Genomic DNA, 15,704 nt, shown 5'->3' with positions numbered 1-15,704 from the left:
AGAGACACAGAGGCACAGAGAAAAGCGAATAAGCAGGTTATTATTCATGGATGGCTCCTCAGATCATTCATATGAACCCGTTCTTTTATTGTGGAGCATCCAAAAAAACAGAGAAAAAAGGTAATAATTGTACCGAGTGTTCCTCCAAGTATTTTGGCTACTTTCTGGTTCCCGATTCCCGGCAGATGATAATCGGGAATCGGTGCCTGGTAGGGGATGATGATTTTCTGTGAGTGTAAGTGAATGCGGTTCAAGGCAAATATCTTCAGCCCCTCTGCAGACCGGGAAGCAAACGGGGAGATAGCCAGGCTGACCACAAAAGCCATACCCAGCAAAGCCCAGGCAACCTTCCGGGCTGATCCGGGTGATATTTCCCGGTCTTCGATGGGGCTTGAAGTCAACGCCTGAATCCCCACCATGAGAAGGATGGTCAGCACTCCTTCGGCAATGCCCACCTCGACATGGGGACCGAGCATGGGACTGATCGTGGCTGAAAATTTCTCAATTCCGCAGATCGACAGCATTCCGCATACCGTCAGGCTGGTGATCAGCAGGGTGAGCCAGGCTGAAAGAAATGCGCTGATATAACATCCATACGGCTCGATAACCAGATTCTTTAATTGAGCATAGAGATAGTATCCCCCAAAGGTGCTGACCAGGACAATAGTCAGCAGATTGGGTCCTATAGCCATAATTCCTCCATCCTGGAAAACAAAGGCCTGGATAAGATGAGCCAGGGTCATGACCAGTGTAGCCAGGTAGGGACCAAGGACAATGGAGGCAAAAACACCTCCCATGAAATGGCAGGAAGAGCCTCGGGTAACCTCAAAGTTGGCCATCTCCAGAGCAAAGCAAAAGGCTCCTACGGCACTGGCCAGTAAAACTTCGTTGGTATTGATCCGCTTCCAGGCTTTTTTCAAGCTGTAGGCCAGAACTCCCGCACAGGCCATATCCACGACCAGGCACAGGCTGTCACTATAGAATCCATCCGGTGCATGCACTGATTCCTCTTTCTCCTTTGATTAGTGGCCAGTGGTCAGTAAAAAAGCTGATAACTGAACTACTGTCTTTATTCTGACTCCTGACTTCTCACTCCTGGCTTCTGACTTCTGACTCCTGACTCCTGACTCCTGACTCCTGACTTCTTTATTTTTATTCGGCACGGCGGTGTCCCATATTTGGAAAATTCTGGTCTATTTCTCAACATCGATAAGAGCATGTTCCATAATTGAAACAGGCGAAGTGAACGTTTAACACTTCGATCCTGGTATCAAAACTTATCGGCGTTGTCTTACTATAATCGATATTCCATAATATTTATGGAGGAAAAGTCCAGACCAAAACCCGGTCTCTGGTATCCTCTGGTTCATCTGGTATTCTTCTTGCTTTATTGAGGTCGGAAGGTTGATGAATGAGCATGAGACACTTACTACTGGTATACATCTTTTTTCTACTGCCTTGTTGGAGGATTGTGCATGGATTGCCGCGGAGTGGTTATTACTGGAATGAAAGCTGCCCTCATTACATTTTTATTCCTCTCAGGATGCAGGAGCGATTCATCGGGGGACAACAAGCAAATTACCCCCTATGCTGCAAACAAAGCAGCCCCTCTATCCGGAATAAGGGTTTCAGGAACGCTGGATATTGATTTTTCCGCCTCTTCCCCCCGTGTCAGGATGAAAGGGCCAACAAATCCCGGCCCTGATGGAACCTCCGGCCCGCCGGATGATGTCCCCGGTGCTGGAGGGGGGCCCCAAAGCGGAAGCGGCTCCGGCACAGGGAATGGTCCTCCGGATGGAACTCCCGGCCCGCCGGATGATACTACGGGATCACAGAGTGGGACGACCGGCGGCGGCCCGCCCACCGGGACTCCGGGGCCTCAGAATGCCGGGCAGGGAGCGGGGAGGGGTGGCGGGACCATGAATGCCGTGATCAGCCAGTATGCGGTGGTCATGATTTTGGGAAATACCGGTTTATATGGAGTTCCCGATGCAGAGGGCAGTTTTCAGATTCTGGATTGTCAGGCAGGAAATTATTCTCTGACCTTATATTACGATGGAAATCAGGTGGCCAAAAAAGATATCCGGCTCAGCCTGCCGTATGACCTCGATTTGGGCCGGATCAGCGGCATTGATGCTGACGGACTGTTGATCTGCGACGGATTTGACGGCTACCGCTTCCCCTGGAAAGATGAGGATGGAGATGGAGTAAACGATCTTTTCCAGGATACTGATGGCGACGGAAAAAATGACCTGACCGGCCAGGCATATGCCCACGGTTACGGATGGCAGGATGAGAACGCAGATGGAATAAACGACAGTTTCATCGATGCAGACGGGGATGGGAGGAATGACCTGCTCCCTCAAAGTTCTCCCTATGGTTTTACTTTCGGATTTGTCGATAAGAATAATGACGGGCTGAACGACTTTTTCCAGGACGCGAATGGAGACGGAATCAATGACTTGAATAATCATGTACTCTACTCTCATTTATATGGCTGGCAGGATGAAGATGAAGATGGAATTAACGATAAATTCGCCGACGCGAATGGTGATGGAATCAATGACCTGACCGGACGGCCGGCTATCCACGGATATCGGTTCAAATTTATCGATCAGAACGGAGACGGAACCAATGATATTTTTACCGATGCCGATGGAAACGGAATCTGTGATCCGGGCAAACCGGCTGAGGGAATGTCCTATGCTCATGGATATGGCTGGCAGGATGAAGACAGAAACGGAATCAATGACAACTTTATCGATGCTAATGGAGATGGGATCAATGACCTCACCGGAATTCGGTACTAAGTACCTGAGAAAGTACACAGCACTCTAAATATGCGGTCGGTCGGGATACCGGCAAACAGATTGGAGTATGGTGTCTGATGGGATAGAAGCTCCCCAAACTGCCCCCTTGGAAAAGGGGGCAGTAACGCCCCGCTCTCCATCTGAAAGCGGCTCTGCCGCAGCAGTTCCCAGATCCGAAGGGAAGGTGCCAACTGACCATAAGATTACAGCGCGGTGTGCACAAACAGGTACACAGGATACGATAATTATCCGCCCGGTTGGGTAAAAGGGGGACAGGTGATTTAAACCTGTCCCTCTTGCAATAACTTAACGTCCCCCTCATCATCTTATCCATTACCTTCAAAGCGGATAAGAGGACAGAGTGAGGAAAATAATTCGAACGGATATTTCATTTTGGAGCCTACTCATACCTATGGAATTAGCTAAGTCGGAAGTGGAAGTAGAAGTAGAAGTGGAAGAAGTGGAAGTAGCAGCTGAAGCTGAGCCGGTAAAAACGCAGAAACCTTATCTTGCAATTACTCGAAGGATATTCCTGGATATCCTGGGCAAGGGAATTTTCGGAGCTATAGCCGGGGCATTCATTTACCCGATAATTCGATATCTGATGCCTCCCCAGAGATCAGCCCGAAATTCAAGTGTTGTGGAAGTCAGTGCAGCCGAGGTCACCATGGGAAAGTCCAAGATTATCAATTATAAAGAAACTCCTACTATTGTCATTAACACAGCCAGTGGCCTTGTTGCCCTCTCGGCTGTATGCACCCACCTGGGATGCATCGTACAGTGGGATGAAAGCAGTCAGGAAATCGTCTGCCCATGTCATGGTGCAAAATATGACCTGAACGGAAATGTAAAATCCGGTCCTGCGCCAAAACCTCTGACCATAGTAAAGGCAACTCTGAACAACGATAAGATACTCGTCGGAGAGGCTTGACCTGGCCAGTAATTTTCATTGTATTTCTCCGGCTTGGCAGGTTGTCTGAAAGTCTCCCCTCTCCTGCCCCTCACTCCCCAAAGGGGAAGAGGGACAGGGGGAAGGGGGAAAAGCTGAAAAACCAGTTTACAGAAGAAGAGCTGTAGGAGTCAGCAGCGAGCTCAGCGTTGGCCGGGGAAGAGTCGAAGTCCTGCTTGCGTAGGTTGGATAGGCCACGAGATATGACCAGTTCGCCGCCGGAACATTGGCTGCCAGCCAGGAGACCAGGGTCGGAGGAAGAGCGGAATAATTAGCGGGCAAGGTGAGAGTGATAGGAAGGCCGGTAATCTGGTTAATCAGGATTCCCGGCGGCCAGAGATCGATTCCGGTAAGAGGATCATAATAAGCCATACCAAGGGGAGTATTATAGAGCAGCCAGGGTTCCCTTCGGAAGGGATCCCATGTCAGGCCGGGCTGGGCTGGTAAAACGGTGGCTGGTGTAAGACTGGTGACCAGCGGAGTGGGAAGCCCGGTGGAGGCATTGGTTGGTGATAGTGCCGGAGACCATAACGGCCAGAGAGTATTGTACGGAGGCAGGGCAGCCCAATTTTGAGCCTTGGCTGTTTTTATGCCGGTTACGAGTAATATACTTATCCCGATAAAGAGAGGACGTGATAAAGATACTACCTTCATTACTTTTTCTTTACTCATGGTTTTACCCTCGTATTCTCTTTTATGGTTCCCTCTCCAAGTGTTTAAAAAATATATATCACATTATCTTTCAACCTCCTTTCACCGGGGATAATTCGCCAAGTCACTATGTTTCAAATCATGTTCCAAATTATATTCTTCCCGTGAAAATTAACCGAAGCATACTCCGTGCCATCGTAAAAGATATGATTATTCAAACTGTTAATTACCTGTTGGTCAAGCAGGGATTCTATTTTTGTTTCAATTGTGAAACACGGTAAAAATTCAGGGGGTCCGAATGCGGCAAGAAAGAACTCTGGGCTCATTTGCGGCTTCACTTGATCTTCTCGATGGGAGGATGCAGGTATGAGGAAACTGAAAAAACTGCTGATTATCGCTGGCTCAGGTATCTCCCTTATGAGTGTGATGACTGTTGTTGGGATCAAAATATCCTCTACTGCCTGGTTTTGTCTTCGTTGCCATGAAACATCAAACATTGCCGCTACCTGGAGAAAATCCAAACACAGCCCGGTTAATTCCCAGGGAAGTGCCTGTATACATTGCCACGCCCGCCCAGGGTTCCTGGGTTTTCTCCAAAGCCAGGTCGAGACGGCATTCACTCATCTGGAATTCCTCGATCCGACTTTCCCTTCTTTCCCCTCTTCCTTATCGGCGCGGAATTGTCAGGCAAATCTCGTACAACCAGAACCAACAGCGATACAGCCAACAATCTGCGAGCCGGTGTCCTGCACTCAATCAGGATGCCACCAAATAGAAGATATAGACAACCATGCCCGGCCAGACCGGCTGATTACCTTAAACCACGTCAAGCATATCCAGGTAATGGAAAAAATCGGCACGATTTCAAAATGTATGCCCTGCCATAGAGATGTTGCTCATGGGGAAGGTTCGTTCCTGCCCAATATGAAAAGCTCCTGCTTTCTTTGCCACAAGGAGCGGGATATCGCGGCCGCAAATTGCACTTTGTGCCATAGTCAGAAGTCAGGAGTCAGGAGCCAGAAGTCAGAAGTCAGAAGTCAGAAGTCAGGAGTCAGAATAAAAGCAGCTCCTTAACATTGAGCGCAGGGCAGCATTTTCCCCCCGCTCCACATCTCACCAAAGCTGTTGACAGCGAACAGCTTTTCACGATATGCTAGAAGGAAAATACGACGGTCGAAGCAGGAGAAATACCAGGACAATACGTACCGGGTACTGAAGAAATCAAGAGGTAATGAGTGAGGGTAATACTAAAGATGCAAAACACCAGGCAGAGAAAATTAAGTGAAAGGCAGAGATTTTTTTTAGGCTGGGCATTAGGGGCGGTGGTCTTGCTTTCCTGCACCAGGGGAATCTGGTGGCCAGGTATCGGAGTCGCTCTGGTGGGGTTGTTGATCAGGATCTGGGCGGCCAGCCATATCCAGAAAAATGTCACTCTCTGCACTCAGGGGCCGTACCGATACACCCGGAATCCGCTTTATCTTGGCAGCATGATTATGGCTATCGGCTTCTGTCTGGCTGTTCAAAGACCTGTTCTCCTGGGCTGTACATTTCTTTTCTTTCTCCTTGTTTACTATCCGGTGATTTTCCGGGAAGAGGAAAGATTAAAAAGTAAATTTCCCGATGCATGGTCCAAATATTATCAGAGCGTCCCCCGGCTTGTTCCGAACCCTTTGCGCAGGTCAATGGACAGGGGAGAATCCGCCACCCTCTGGATGCGGGGCATCAGGAAAGAGAAGCAGTGCATTCTGGGATTCACCGGAGCTGTTCTGGCCATGATGTTTTTGGGAAATGTGATCTATCCACGGATATTGCCTCATCTGCATCTTCCGCCAATCATTGCTTCCGTGATCATGTGACCGCTTCAGTAATCATGAGCTGCCCGCTTCCACAACCCGCGTGCGATGCCCATCAATCAGATCAATTCACCGGCCAGCATCTTCCGGAGCGCCTCAAGCCCCGAAGATCCTACGGTAATTCCCAGTTCCTGAGCAGACTGGCTGACCTTTTGGACCGGCTTGTCCAGCATGTCCTGAAAGGTCCTGACACCGGTGACGATAGCTGCAATATCTTTGACTTTATTGGCTGTCTCGATGTCAAAATAGCCACAGCCAAGAAATCCTCCCGGAGCTTCAATAACCAGGATAACGGTATTTCCCGTCGGTATCCTTACCCCTTTCAGCTTGCGCCCATCCAGATCAATTTCCTGGATTTCCATATTTTTTTCCTTTCTTCCCGTATAATGAGTGATCGGGATTATCTCTTTTATTCCTCAGTGCACGGTAATCCATACGATCTATCTTGAGTTGGCATTGATACTCACAGTGTTCTTGGTTACAATTGCCTCTTGATCTCATATTTTTCCAAAAGAGCAATTGTTCTATCCAGAGTATCTTCCTGAGGAGAAAACTTAATAATATTTCTAGACTCGATGTACTTTTTGATTTCAACAATAGCTTCCCCTTGGGTACAGGGGTGTGTTACTCTCTTGGGACTGGTTATTACGGCAAAGAACTCTATGAGTATCTGGGGACAAACACAAAGAGGTAATTCACCTCTCATTCCCTTATCTCTGAGTTGTTTGGCAGGTAAAAAGAATTGAGAAAAGGTCTGTGAAGCATAAACAAGAATATTGCTATCTATAAAAGCAATCTCAGAGGTAGTCATAAATCTCTTCTCTGGTCAACTTACCAATCACATCGGAAGACCAAGTGGCAAAGTTGATTTTTTCCTCTTTGTGATCCATTGTTTCTTTCTCCCTGCAAGCCAGCTTTTTTTGCTTTTTCTTCTAGGAATTCAACTAATTCCTCGACAAGTTTTACATCCTCATCTGGCAAGTCATGAAGATCTATAATTTTATACATTTCTACCAGCCTTTTTATAATAACCGTAAAATAATGCTCATAACATTAAATAGTAAGATAAAAGAGCTTATGAGCACCTTATCCTTATCAATATAATACTACAAAAAAGCTTTCAAGAGCCAATTTTTTGTTCCAGAACCGTCTATCGGTCCAGTGGACATTTCACCTGGCTTAAGCGGCATCGTTTCTGAAACGGGATGCAAACACAGTCTCGATTCGGTTCCTTATTTAGCCGTCAGGGTAAGTACGCCATCCCAGTCAGGCACTGGAGGAGAATGCAGGTATTGACGGCAGCGGTCAAGATAGTATTTCGAGGGCCCATCGGAGGGGCAAATCTCCAAAACCTTCTGAAACTTCCTGAGCCCTTCCTCCCACCGCTGATTCCGGTAAACCCTGAGCCCTTCGGCAAAGCTTCGCAGCAGAGGTTCATAATGGGCCGCTTCTTCCTTCCTGCCCATAAGCTCAAATATTTTCACCGGCTGCGTTTTTCCTTTCACCCGGACCATATCAAGCTCCCGGACGACAAATTCATCCCGGACAAGCTGACAGGTGTGCTCGCTGATTACCACATCCACCCCATAAACCTTGGTAATTCCTTCCAGCCGCGAGGCCAGGTTGACATTATCCCCCAGGACCGTATAATCCATCCGTTCCCTGGAACCCATATTGCCGACGATCATTTCACCGGAATTGATGCCGATGCCGATTTTTATCTGCGGAAAATTCTTCTGATGCAGATTCCGATTGATTCCGGCCAGGGCTGTTCGCATGTCCAGGGCAGCCCGGCAGGCCAACAGGGCATGATCTTCCCGGACAATAGGTGCACAGTAGACAGCCATAATGGCATCGCCGATGAACTTATCCAGAAATCCCGAGTAATTCAGGATGATCGTGGACATGATGCTCATGTATTCATTTAAAAAGGACACCAGGGCTTCCGGCTCCAGCCGCTCGGAGATGGAAGTAAACCCCCGGATATCGGAAAAAAGGACCGTCAGGAGCTTTTTTTCTCCTCCAAGGCTCAGCATCTGCGGATTCTGGATAAGCTCCTGAACCAGGTCGGGAGCGAGGTAGCGCTCAAAGGAGTTTTTGATCCTTTTCTTCTCCTTCTCCTCGGTGGCATATCGGTAAAGGGTAATCATGGTAAAAATGACCATTATTTCCGCAGCCGGATAGACCAGATTGATCCACATCCCCCGCGAAGAGAACAGGTAGTGATTGAACCCGGTATAGCCGGCAAGAAGAGCCGCAGTCAGACTTAATCCCACGAGGGGCCGGGTAAGGGGGAGCAGGAAACCGAGCAGCAGGCCGACAGCCAGCAACAGGCATAAATCTACGAGAATATAATGCCCCGGAAGTGAAAGAAAGTCAAGATGGAGCAGGCTATCCAGGATATTGGCGTGGATTTCCACCCCGGCCATGATGTTATACGGGGTATAGCGCATATCATAGATGCCGGTTGCTGTAGCTCCTACCAGAACAATCCTGTCCCGGAGTTTTTCAGCCGGAATCCGGCGGGAGAGGATATCGCAGATGCTGTAGTGGGCATAGGTGTCGTGCGGCCCTCGGTAATTGATGAGCAGGTGACCTCTGGCATCGACCGGAACAGGCATGCCTTCGAGGAGCAGGCTTTCCACTCCGTGCTCACCCATCTGGATCAGTATGGAATCCCCGTTCAAACCCCAGTAATGCCTGATAACCTGCATATCCAGGGAAGGGTAGTAATTCCCCTGATAGGCAATAATCAGAGGAGCCCAGCGGATCGTACCGTCAAAATCCGGGTACATATTAAAAGCTCCGCTGGCCAGCGCGCAAGCCCCCAGCATGTCCAGACTGGCTTCATAGCCATACCCTTGAGGGATGATGGGGCTGTCCGAAGCCACGGGACCCAACTGCTGAACCAGGGGATAGCGCTGCGAGACAAGATAAGGCGGAGCAGGCCGCAGCCTCTTGCCGGTCGGTACCTCCTGCGGAGAGAGGAAGAAAAACATGCCCAGAATAACATTGCCCGCTTTCCGAATGGCCAGGCTGAAATCCCGGTCCGGGTCAAGGCGGCTTAATGCCTTCCTGATTTGCTGGCGGTCAATCGAAAGAGCGGAGCTGTTGAGATTTTTGACCAGCTCAAGGGCATGCTCTTCAGAGGATTCCGGGTCCAGCTCCGGGGAGGGAAAGGTGATATCAAATGCCACAACCCTGGCTCCGGCAGCTTTCAGCTCATCGACCAGGCGCTTCATTCTGCTGCGCGGCCAGGGCCATCTTCCCAGCTCATCAATGCTTTTCTGGTCTATGGCTGCAATGACCACTTCAGGTCCTTGAGGAATGCACCCCCGCCAGCGAAAACGCAGGTCGAATGCTTTCAGCTCAATGACTTCCATGAACCGGGGGTGTCCAACATAGAGTCCCATCATGGCCAGGCTGATCGAAAGGCTGATGATAAATCCCCAGGCAAGAGTTTTTCTCGAGTTTTTCACTCTCTCACCCCCCCACGCCTGTGCTTTTCTCCGGGCTTACCTCTGTGCCTCTGTATCTGGTGTGGTGTCCTTCAATTCCTGCACCTGTCATGTCAGGTGCAGGATCTCTCCCTGTCTCAGTATTCTGGCTCTGTCCTGAAATTCCTGGCACTCTTTGGCAATCTCTTCAAGGTACTGCGGCTTCATGCCAAAAAGCCAGACCTGAATCTGCGGATCCAATTCAGCCAGGAGCGTGGATAAAGCTGCCGGAATAAGGTGGCCCGTCTCTTCAGCCAATTTCTTCAGCCGGTTCGGAAAGGAAGTTTCAATAAAGGCGGCCTTGAGTTTTTCAGCACTCCTGATAGCCTGAATAATATCCTGAAGACTGCCGGTATCCCCGGAATACAGGATAGCGGTTTCCTGGTCACGAATCAGGTAACCGGCAGTAGGAACCGTATGGCGCACGGGAAAGGAGATAACTTCGAATTCAGCAATGGAACAGGGCAGACCTGGGCGAAGAGGTTGCAGGCGGAACACAGGCTGTCCATGCTGGCCAGGCAGCCGGGTGAAGTCCGGCCATATCTGATCGTTAAATACATGCCGATGGAGGCTGTCAAGCACATCCTGAATGCTGATAATAGAGATGGATTTATGGATCTGCCCGAAAATAGTATCCCCAAGAAAGGGAAGACCCACGACATGGTCCAGGTGGGCATGGGTGAGCAGGATATCACTGATTTGGCATTGATCCTCAATCTTTAACACTCCCCCTATCTCTCCAGCATCAAGGAGAAGATGGTCATTCAATAAAAAACCGCTCGTATAGAAGCCAGGCAGCCTTCCCCCGCAACACCCCAGAACTTGAATCTTCATGGTTATCCTCCTCTCCATCTTTTCGGCCATTTTGCTCTTCTTCACCAGATTTTCGCTCAATGAAAAGAAAGATAGAAGCTGCACGGGAGGGGCAGTTTTGAGGAAGCAAGGTTGCTGCCCCTCCCGTGCTATGGAAGGGAGGCTTGCATGGAGGAGGAAGTGGTCCTCCATGCGGCTTGGAGGAAGGAGAAAAGCTCCCCTCCCTTGGGTTAGGGACGAAATCGGCAATGGATCCGGTCAATAAGGCCGGTCCAAAGGCCGATCAACCTAGATTGCCCACCAGGGGCGGACCTCAAGGTCGATGGTGAATGTTGTAAACCCTCCACGGCCATCCAGAGCAAAAATCTCAACCACATAGAAACCAGGGAATTGAGTCTGGAACGACCAGATTACATTTCCATTCGAATCCGTGCCGATGGAGCCGATATTACAGGACAGATACACTCTGTCTCCATCAGGATCAGTAACGTCAATTTCAGAATCCAGGACGAACAGCTCGCCGGCACGGCAAACCTGCGGATGATCCCAGTCACCGAGCACAACCGGCGGATGGTTCAGCCATGTTCCCGGATTGACGCAATAAACCTCAAATTGATTGACGGTAAAAAAACCTCGGGGGTCATCAACCCTGACCACGATCGCATAAACTCCTTCGAATTGCGGGGTGAACATGATCTCGCCGCTTCGGGGATTGATCAGAGATTCTGCCCATGGCCCATACATATAGGCAGGAAGATCGGCAATGGTCGCGCTCCAGGTCAGGCCGAACTGGTCAGCCTTGGGATGAGTTCCCGTGCCTGTGTAGATGCAGGTATCCGGGTCATTGGCGGTAATGGGATAGTAAAAAGTCTCTCCTACATAAGCGATTTGGTTATCGAGATCTTCCATGATTGGAGGAAAATTATCTACCGGATAGTTGACCACGGAAACAGGGAAGGTCTCGATATCTCTGCTCAGACCGTTGCTCACTTCCACGGTAACAATAAGGTCCTCAAGAACCTGCGGCTGGAACTCCAGAACGGCCACGTTCGGCCAGAACCTGTAGCCGGCGTTCAGCAAAGCCTGCTCGATTAACGCAACTCTGGCCGGCAAGAAATAGTACATTCCTTCGGATTCGTGGCAGGTACCGATACAGTGACCATGAGGAGCCATATGGGGTTCTTCTTTCCCGAAGTGGTAATACGCAGGCAGGTATGCCGGTTTCCCGCTTCCGGGAACGATCTCCAGCGGTCTGATCAGAGTCTGAGTGAATGCCCCGGAACCGCTGCCGCCGCCGATAAAAGCCCTGAATTGCAGCATATCTTCTTCATGGTTGAGATTACCCAAGTTCCTTCTCCTCATGGTTTGATCGGCCAGTACCGGAGATGCCGGATTGAGACCGGCAGCCGTCACCCGGGCCTTGGCAGCCTGAATTTCCGCGTCAGTCCAATTGAGAGGATCCGGTTCGGCAACGTGGGTTGTCCCTGCATTTTTATCGAGCCAGTAAATACTCTCAGGCGCAAAACCATCCCGTGAATCTTGTGCGTAGGCAATGGTAATATCGTCGGGGTTGTTCAGAATATCGTAGATATTACCCATGTGGTCTTCGGCAAAAACGAGCCTTTGCGTTGGCGCAAACAACTGGACAAAAAGTGGGCCAATCTTATAGAGGTAAGGGCATCCTATACCCTGAGCGCTTCCCAGACCATCGGGCCGGGTCTGTGAGAAGGTAATATCATCCAGCCGGTACTGATTGCCCCTGACCATGATCTGGGTAATACCGGTAATGGATTCGGCTGGGGCAGTACCAACATAAGCAGCCAGGATGTCGTCCAGATTCTGGTTGACCAGGTGCCAGGTGCTATCCTGGAATTCCCTGCCCAGATATACTTCAATGACATCGGAATTGGCTGCAATTGTGCTGCAATTGGCGTTTTTGGGGATTACACTATCCACACTGGTCAAAGTGCAGCCCACAGATCGTTCCCTGGGGATAAAAACGATACGGGCAAAACCGCCGAGAGAAGTTGTAACATCAACGATGACACGGAACGTATCGAACTGCTCTACGGAAAGAGGAGCTCTGACTTTAAAGCTCAACAGGCTGTGGGGGCCTGATGTGCCAAAGTTAATGTTCAGCGGTCTTATGATAGTATATGGCATGTACCGAAGCCGATCTGCCAGGGGATTCGATAATGGGGGCTCGGTAAATGGCAGGAAAGCCGAAACCGGACGATATACATCCAGTACCCGGCTCCCTTCCTGAAAATCCATGACAGTCAGGATTTGTCCATAGCCGATTCCATATCCCCACACCGGATAGTCTGGTTCGCAGGAAATCCAGCCATGATTTTTGGCATCATCCCAATATTCGAAGTTGTCGATCAGGATATCGCCGCCAGTTGGATTAGCGGGATCATTATAATTCGGCAACTGGATAGGGACCATGGTCTGCTGGGTAAACTGAGACGGCACATTCTGGACCGGAGGATGATCTTGAGCAGTAGCTCGGCCGCTCCAGAGCAGCGATACAAGAGCGGTTGTGAAAAAAGTTAATAATAATAACCTGATACACTTACCTGTTTCCCTCATCTTTCCTTTCTCCTTTACATCACTTCTAACCTTAAAAAACCTGTCAAACCTCAAAAAGTTAGTGAAAATTTATGAAACTTACCCCCCTTTCCCATAAAATTAACTTAACCAAACCTTGATTTGTGCATGCCCATGTTAAACAATCTTTTTGTCAGGCCGGATTTGCCGGGGAACACAAGACAGCCTTTTCGGCCTGGAGTTGCCTGAAGTGTCGGTTCAGGATTGAATTACGGAAGCTGCAATAATCTGAAGGGTTGGTGTAAGTATATAACCTTGTGAATCAAAGGCATACCTGGAGTGTAAAGTAGCGGTATTCAGCCGGTAAGTATCCCAAAAATGTACAGCCTTTTGTCTCTGCTCTCGATAATGACCTGAAAAATGATACCTGAAATCCAGATAATCCCTCTTGTTTCGTGCATAGAGGCAAGCGGATAGACCAGGCAATGTCCTGCTGATTCCATCAATCAGCAGGTCCAGTAACTGACTGGAAATAATGCCAGACCTCTCATTCCAGGCAGTTATCTGCGGCGATTCGGCAAAGTCGTCAACAATCACCGGTATCTCGAGAAACTCACAGACTCCGATATCCCGACAATGGACATAGGCTGGAGCATCCAGGGCTTCCAGACCACAAATAACAGCCGCCAATATCACAGAAAAAAGAAAGAATTTCTGGAGCTTCACCATAGGTAACAGGGCTTTCTTATCTCAATACCAGCTACGCAAGTAATTGAGTATTCTCAGCAAGCCAAAAAGTTATGCTTTGGAAAAGCATGTATTCGATAATACAATACAAAAATTATCTTCAGAGGTTAATTCAATGATGCCTGCAGGTGGGATGAATGATTCAACATCTGATAACAGCAATAGTTTTGATCAGGAAGGCTTGCGAAGAAAAGCCGCTTCCTGGCGAAGGAGAAAATTGTTCCTTACCGGCTAAAACCTTACTCCCTTCTCCCAGGAGAGGAGGGTATAATGCTTTGTGGACAGGATGAAAAAACCGGTCCAGCATCTGATCGAATTTCCATACAACATCACCCTGGAGTTTGGCGGTGTCTGTCAGATGAATGATCTTTCCCGGGTATGGCAAAAAGAAGGGAGGCTGTCCGAAACAGACCTTGGAGGATAAGCTCTGATGAGTAAATCTGCCAATGGCTTCCATGATAACTTTCGATTTTTGAGGAGCACCTACATCCCCGCAGATTTCCAGGAATTCACAGATCCCAATATGCCTGCATCGGATGTATTCCGGGGCGTCGAGCCCGCTCAGCAGGCACACAAATCCTATGAGAGACACACCCAGAACCAGGGAAGAGACTCTGGTCCTTCTCAGAAGAAAAGGACTGATCACTATTGTTCTCATAGTTTCGATTAGTTCCATTTCAAAATAGCTATACCTATACAATGATATTTCACAATACAATGATATTTCACAATCGCTGCCTTTTCTGAGAGAAGCTGCAATCTCTATGCCATATAATTCTCTTGAACTTCGCTTATCAAATAAAACCATTATACGGTCAATTGGTATCGTAAAGTCAAATAAATATCCCTCTGATAAGGGCAAGTGCTCAGGTAACTCTGCGGCCCGGAGAAAGACTTTTTCCGGGAAAATTGTGAAATTTTTTTCAACCTGATAAGCAATTTATTTCACACTGGCCCTCAATCATCGGATTGTCTGACCATGCAGATTGTGCTATAAAATCCTTATGGATTATGCAGTCCTTATGGAATATTGCAGAAAAAAAGAATGAAATAGCCGAAATATATATGTAAGATATATATAGAATCGGCGTTCGACCAGAGAAGGATTCTGATAATGAGGAGATAAAAATGGAGTCTACGGGGAAAATCCTGGCTGGAGTTGTATCATTGCTCCTTATTTTGCTGATTATGCCATTTTGGGGCAATCTTGTATCTCACATATGCCTGGCCCAGAAAATGATGGAAACTCAGGAAGTCAGAGAGGTTGAAGTCGATATCGAGCCCGGTTACTGCCCCAATCCACTCGATGTGGAAAGCCGGCGCACCATTCCGGTCGCCATCCTTGGCACCGACAACCTGGATGTAACCAGGATCGATCCTGAAACCGTCCAGCTCGAAGGAGTCTCTTCCGTCAATTACCGGAAAGAAGATGTAAGCGCACCGGTCATTGACCGCCAGGATGTCTGCGACTGCACCATCAATGGAGAAGACGGGATGGATGATCTGGTTTTCGAGTTTAATATTCCGGAAGTGGCGTCCACCATCGGAGAGCTCGGCAACGACGATATAGCTGTGCTGACAATCACGGGTACCCTATTGGATGGAACTCCCATCGAGGGTGAGGATTGTGTCGTTATTCGAAAGACTTCAGCAGGGTCCCAGGACTAAAAGTACGCGACGCGCAAATCCGCGGCCAGTTAGGCTCGACAAAGAGATCGCGTGCGGTATTTGGTGGGGTAAAAAAGCAGCCCCACCCTTCCGCCGTGCATCTCTTGAATGGTTCAATGAGGGTATTTCCCGCCAAGAAGCCGAAAAGTAATTACACTTTCTCATA

The 15,704-nt window shown here is 48.9% G+C and carries 14 protein-coding genes; 5 read left to right on the top strand and 9 right to left on the bottom strand.

All coding sequences use genetic code 11. The features are described from left to right. Positions 1 to 44 precede the first annotated feature (44 nt). A complete protein-coding gene (locus AB1611_08600) occupies positions 45 to 1,001 on the bottom strand; it encodes an energy-coupling factor ABC transporter permease (GenBank protein ID MEW6379656.1) in 957 nt (318 codons plus the stop codon). Positions 1,002 to 1,475: 474 nt separating this feature from the next. On the opposite strand from AB1611_08600, the gene AB1611_08595 reads away from it, so the two are divergent. After that, positions 1,476 to 2,810, top strand: a complete 1,335-nt coding sequence (locus tag AB1611_08595; GenBank protein ID MEW6379655.1) for a hypothetical protein — start codon at positions 1,476 to 1,478, stop codon at positions 2,808 to 2,810. Between the two features lie 412 nt (positions 2,811 to 3,222). Further along, complete coding sequence (locus AB1611_08590) at positions 3,223 to 3,741, top strand: Rieske 2Fe-2S domain-containing protein (protein ID MEW6379654.1); 519 nt, start codon at positions 3,223 to 3,225, stop codon at positions 3,739 to 3,741. A gap of 126 nt (positions 3,742 to 3,867) precedes the next feature. Here the strand turns inward: AB1611_08590 and AB1611_08585 are convergent, their stop codons facing one another. After that, entirely contained in the window at positions 3,868 to 4,431 is a 564-nt protein-coding gene (locus AB1611_08585) for a hypothetical protein (GenBank protein MEW6379653.1), read from the bottom strand. Between the two features lie 345 nt (positions 4,432 to 4,776). On the opposite strand from AB1611_08585, the gene AB1611_08580 reads away from it, so the two are divergent. Both AB1611_08580 and AB1611_08575 read left to right on the top strand, forming a co-directional pair. Next, positions 4,777 to 5,484: a NapC/NirT family cytochrome c gene (locus AB1611_08580; GenBank protein MEW6379652.1), complete on the top strand. Its 708-nt coding sequence runs from the start codon at positions 4,777 to 4,779 to the stop codon at positions 5,482 to 5,484. A 179-nt stretch (positions 5,485 to 5,663) separates the two neighbouring features. Beyond that, entirely contained in the window at positions 5,664 to 6,266 is a 603-nt protein-coding gene (locus tag AB1611_08575; protein MEW6379651.1) for an isoprenylcysteine carboxylmethyltransferase family protein, read from the top strand. Positions 6,267 to 6,322: 56 nt separating this feature from the next. Here AB1611_08575 and AB1611_08570 read toward each other — a convergent pair whose 3' ends face one another. The 7 genes from AB1611_08570 to AB1611_08540 all read right to left on the bottom strand — a co-directional run bounded on the left by AB1611_08570 (position 6,323) and on the right by AB1611_08540 (position 14,528). After that, a complete protein-coding gene (locus AB1611_08570) occupies positions 6,323 to 6,625 on the bottom strand; it encodes a DUF1805 domain-containing protein (GenBank protein ID MEW6379650.1) in 303 nt (100 codons plus the stop codon). 116 nt (positions 6,626 to 6,741) lie between these two features. Further along, positions 6,742 to 7,074: a hypothetical protein gene (locus tag AB1611_08565; GenBank protein ID MEW6379649.1), complete on the bottom strand. Its 333-nt coding sequence runs from the start codon at positions 7,072 to 7,074 to the stop codon at positions 6,742 to 6,744. 421 nt (positions 7,075 to 7,495) lie between these two features. Beyond that, entirely contained in the window at positions 7,496 to 9,742 is a 2,247-nt protein-coding gene (locus tag AB1611_08560) for an adenylate/guanylate cyclase domain-containing protein (GenBank protein ID MEW6379648.1), read from the bottom strand. Positions 9,743 to 9,829: 87 nt separating this feature from the next. Beyond that, complete coding sequence (locus AB1611_08555) at positions 9,830 to 10,594, bottom strand: 3',5'-cyclic-nucleotide phosphodiesterase (GenBank protein MEW6379647.1); 765 nt, start codon at positions 10,592 to 10,594, stop codon at positions 9,830 to 9,832. A 267-nt stretch (positions 10,595 to 10,861) separates the two neighbouring features. Continuing rightward, positions 10,862 to 13,165: a hypothetical protein gene (locus AB1611_08550; GenBank protein ID MEW6379646.1), complete on the bottom strand. Its 2,304-nt coding sequence runs from the start codon at positions 13,163 to 13,165 to the stop codon at positions 10,862 to 10,864. A gap of 216 nt (positions 13,166 to 13,381) precedes the next feature. Further along, positions 13,382 to 13,813: a hypothetical protein gene (locus AB1611_08545; protein ID MEW6379645.1), complete on the bottom strand. Its 432-nt coding sequence runs from the start codon at positions 13,811 to 13,813 to the stop codon at positions 13,382 to 13,384. Between the two features lie 199 nt (positions 13,814 to 14,012). Next, the gene (locus AB1611_08540) at positions 14,013 to 14,528 is read right to left on the bottom strand and encodes a hypothetical protein (GenBank protein ID MEW6379644.1); all 516 of its coding nucleotides are present in this window, start codon (positions 14,526 to 14,528) and stop codon (positions 14,013 to 14,015) included. A 470-nt stretch (positions 14,529 to 14,998) separates the two neighbouring features. Here AB1611_08540 and AB1611_08535 point away from each other — a divergent pair, with 470 nt between their 5' ends. Then, the gene (locus AB1611_08535; protein ID MEW6379643.1) at positions 14,999 to 15,538 is read left to right on the top strand and encodes a hypothetical protein; all 540 of its coding nucleotides are present in this window, start codon (positions 14,999 to 15,001) and stop codon (positions 15,536 to 15,538) included. Positions 15,539 to 15,704 lie beyond the last annotated feature (166 nt).

The sequence above is a fragment of the bacterium genome, assembly GCA_040755755.1.
Classification (GTDB): Bacteria; SZUA-182; SZUA-182; order DTGQ01; family DTGQ01; genus DTGQ01.
Note: the sequence above shows the minus strand (reverse complement) of the source record. Positions and strands in the feature narration are given on the sequence as shown.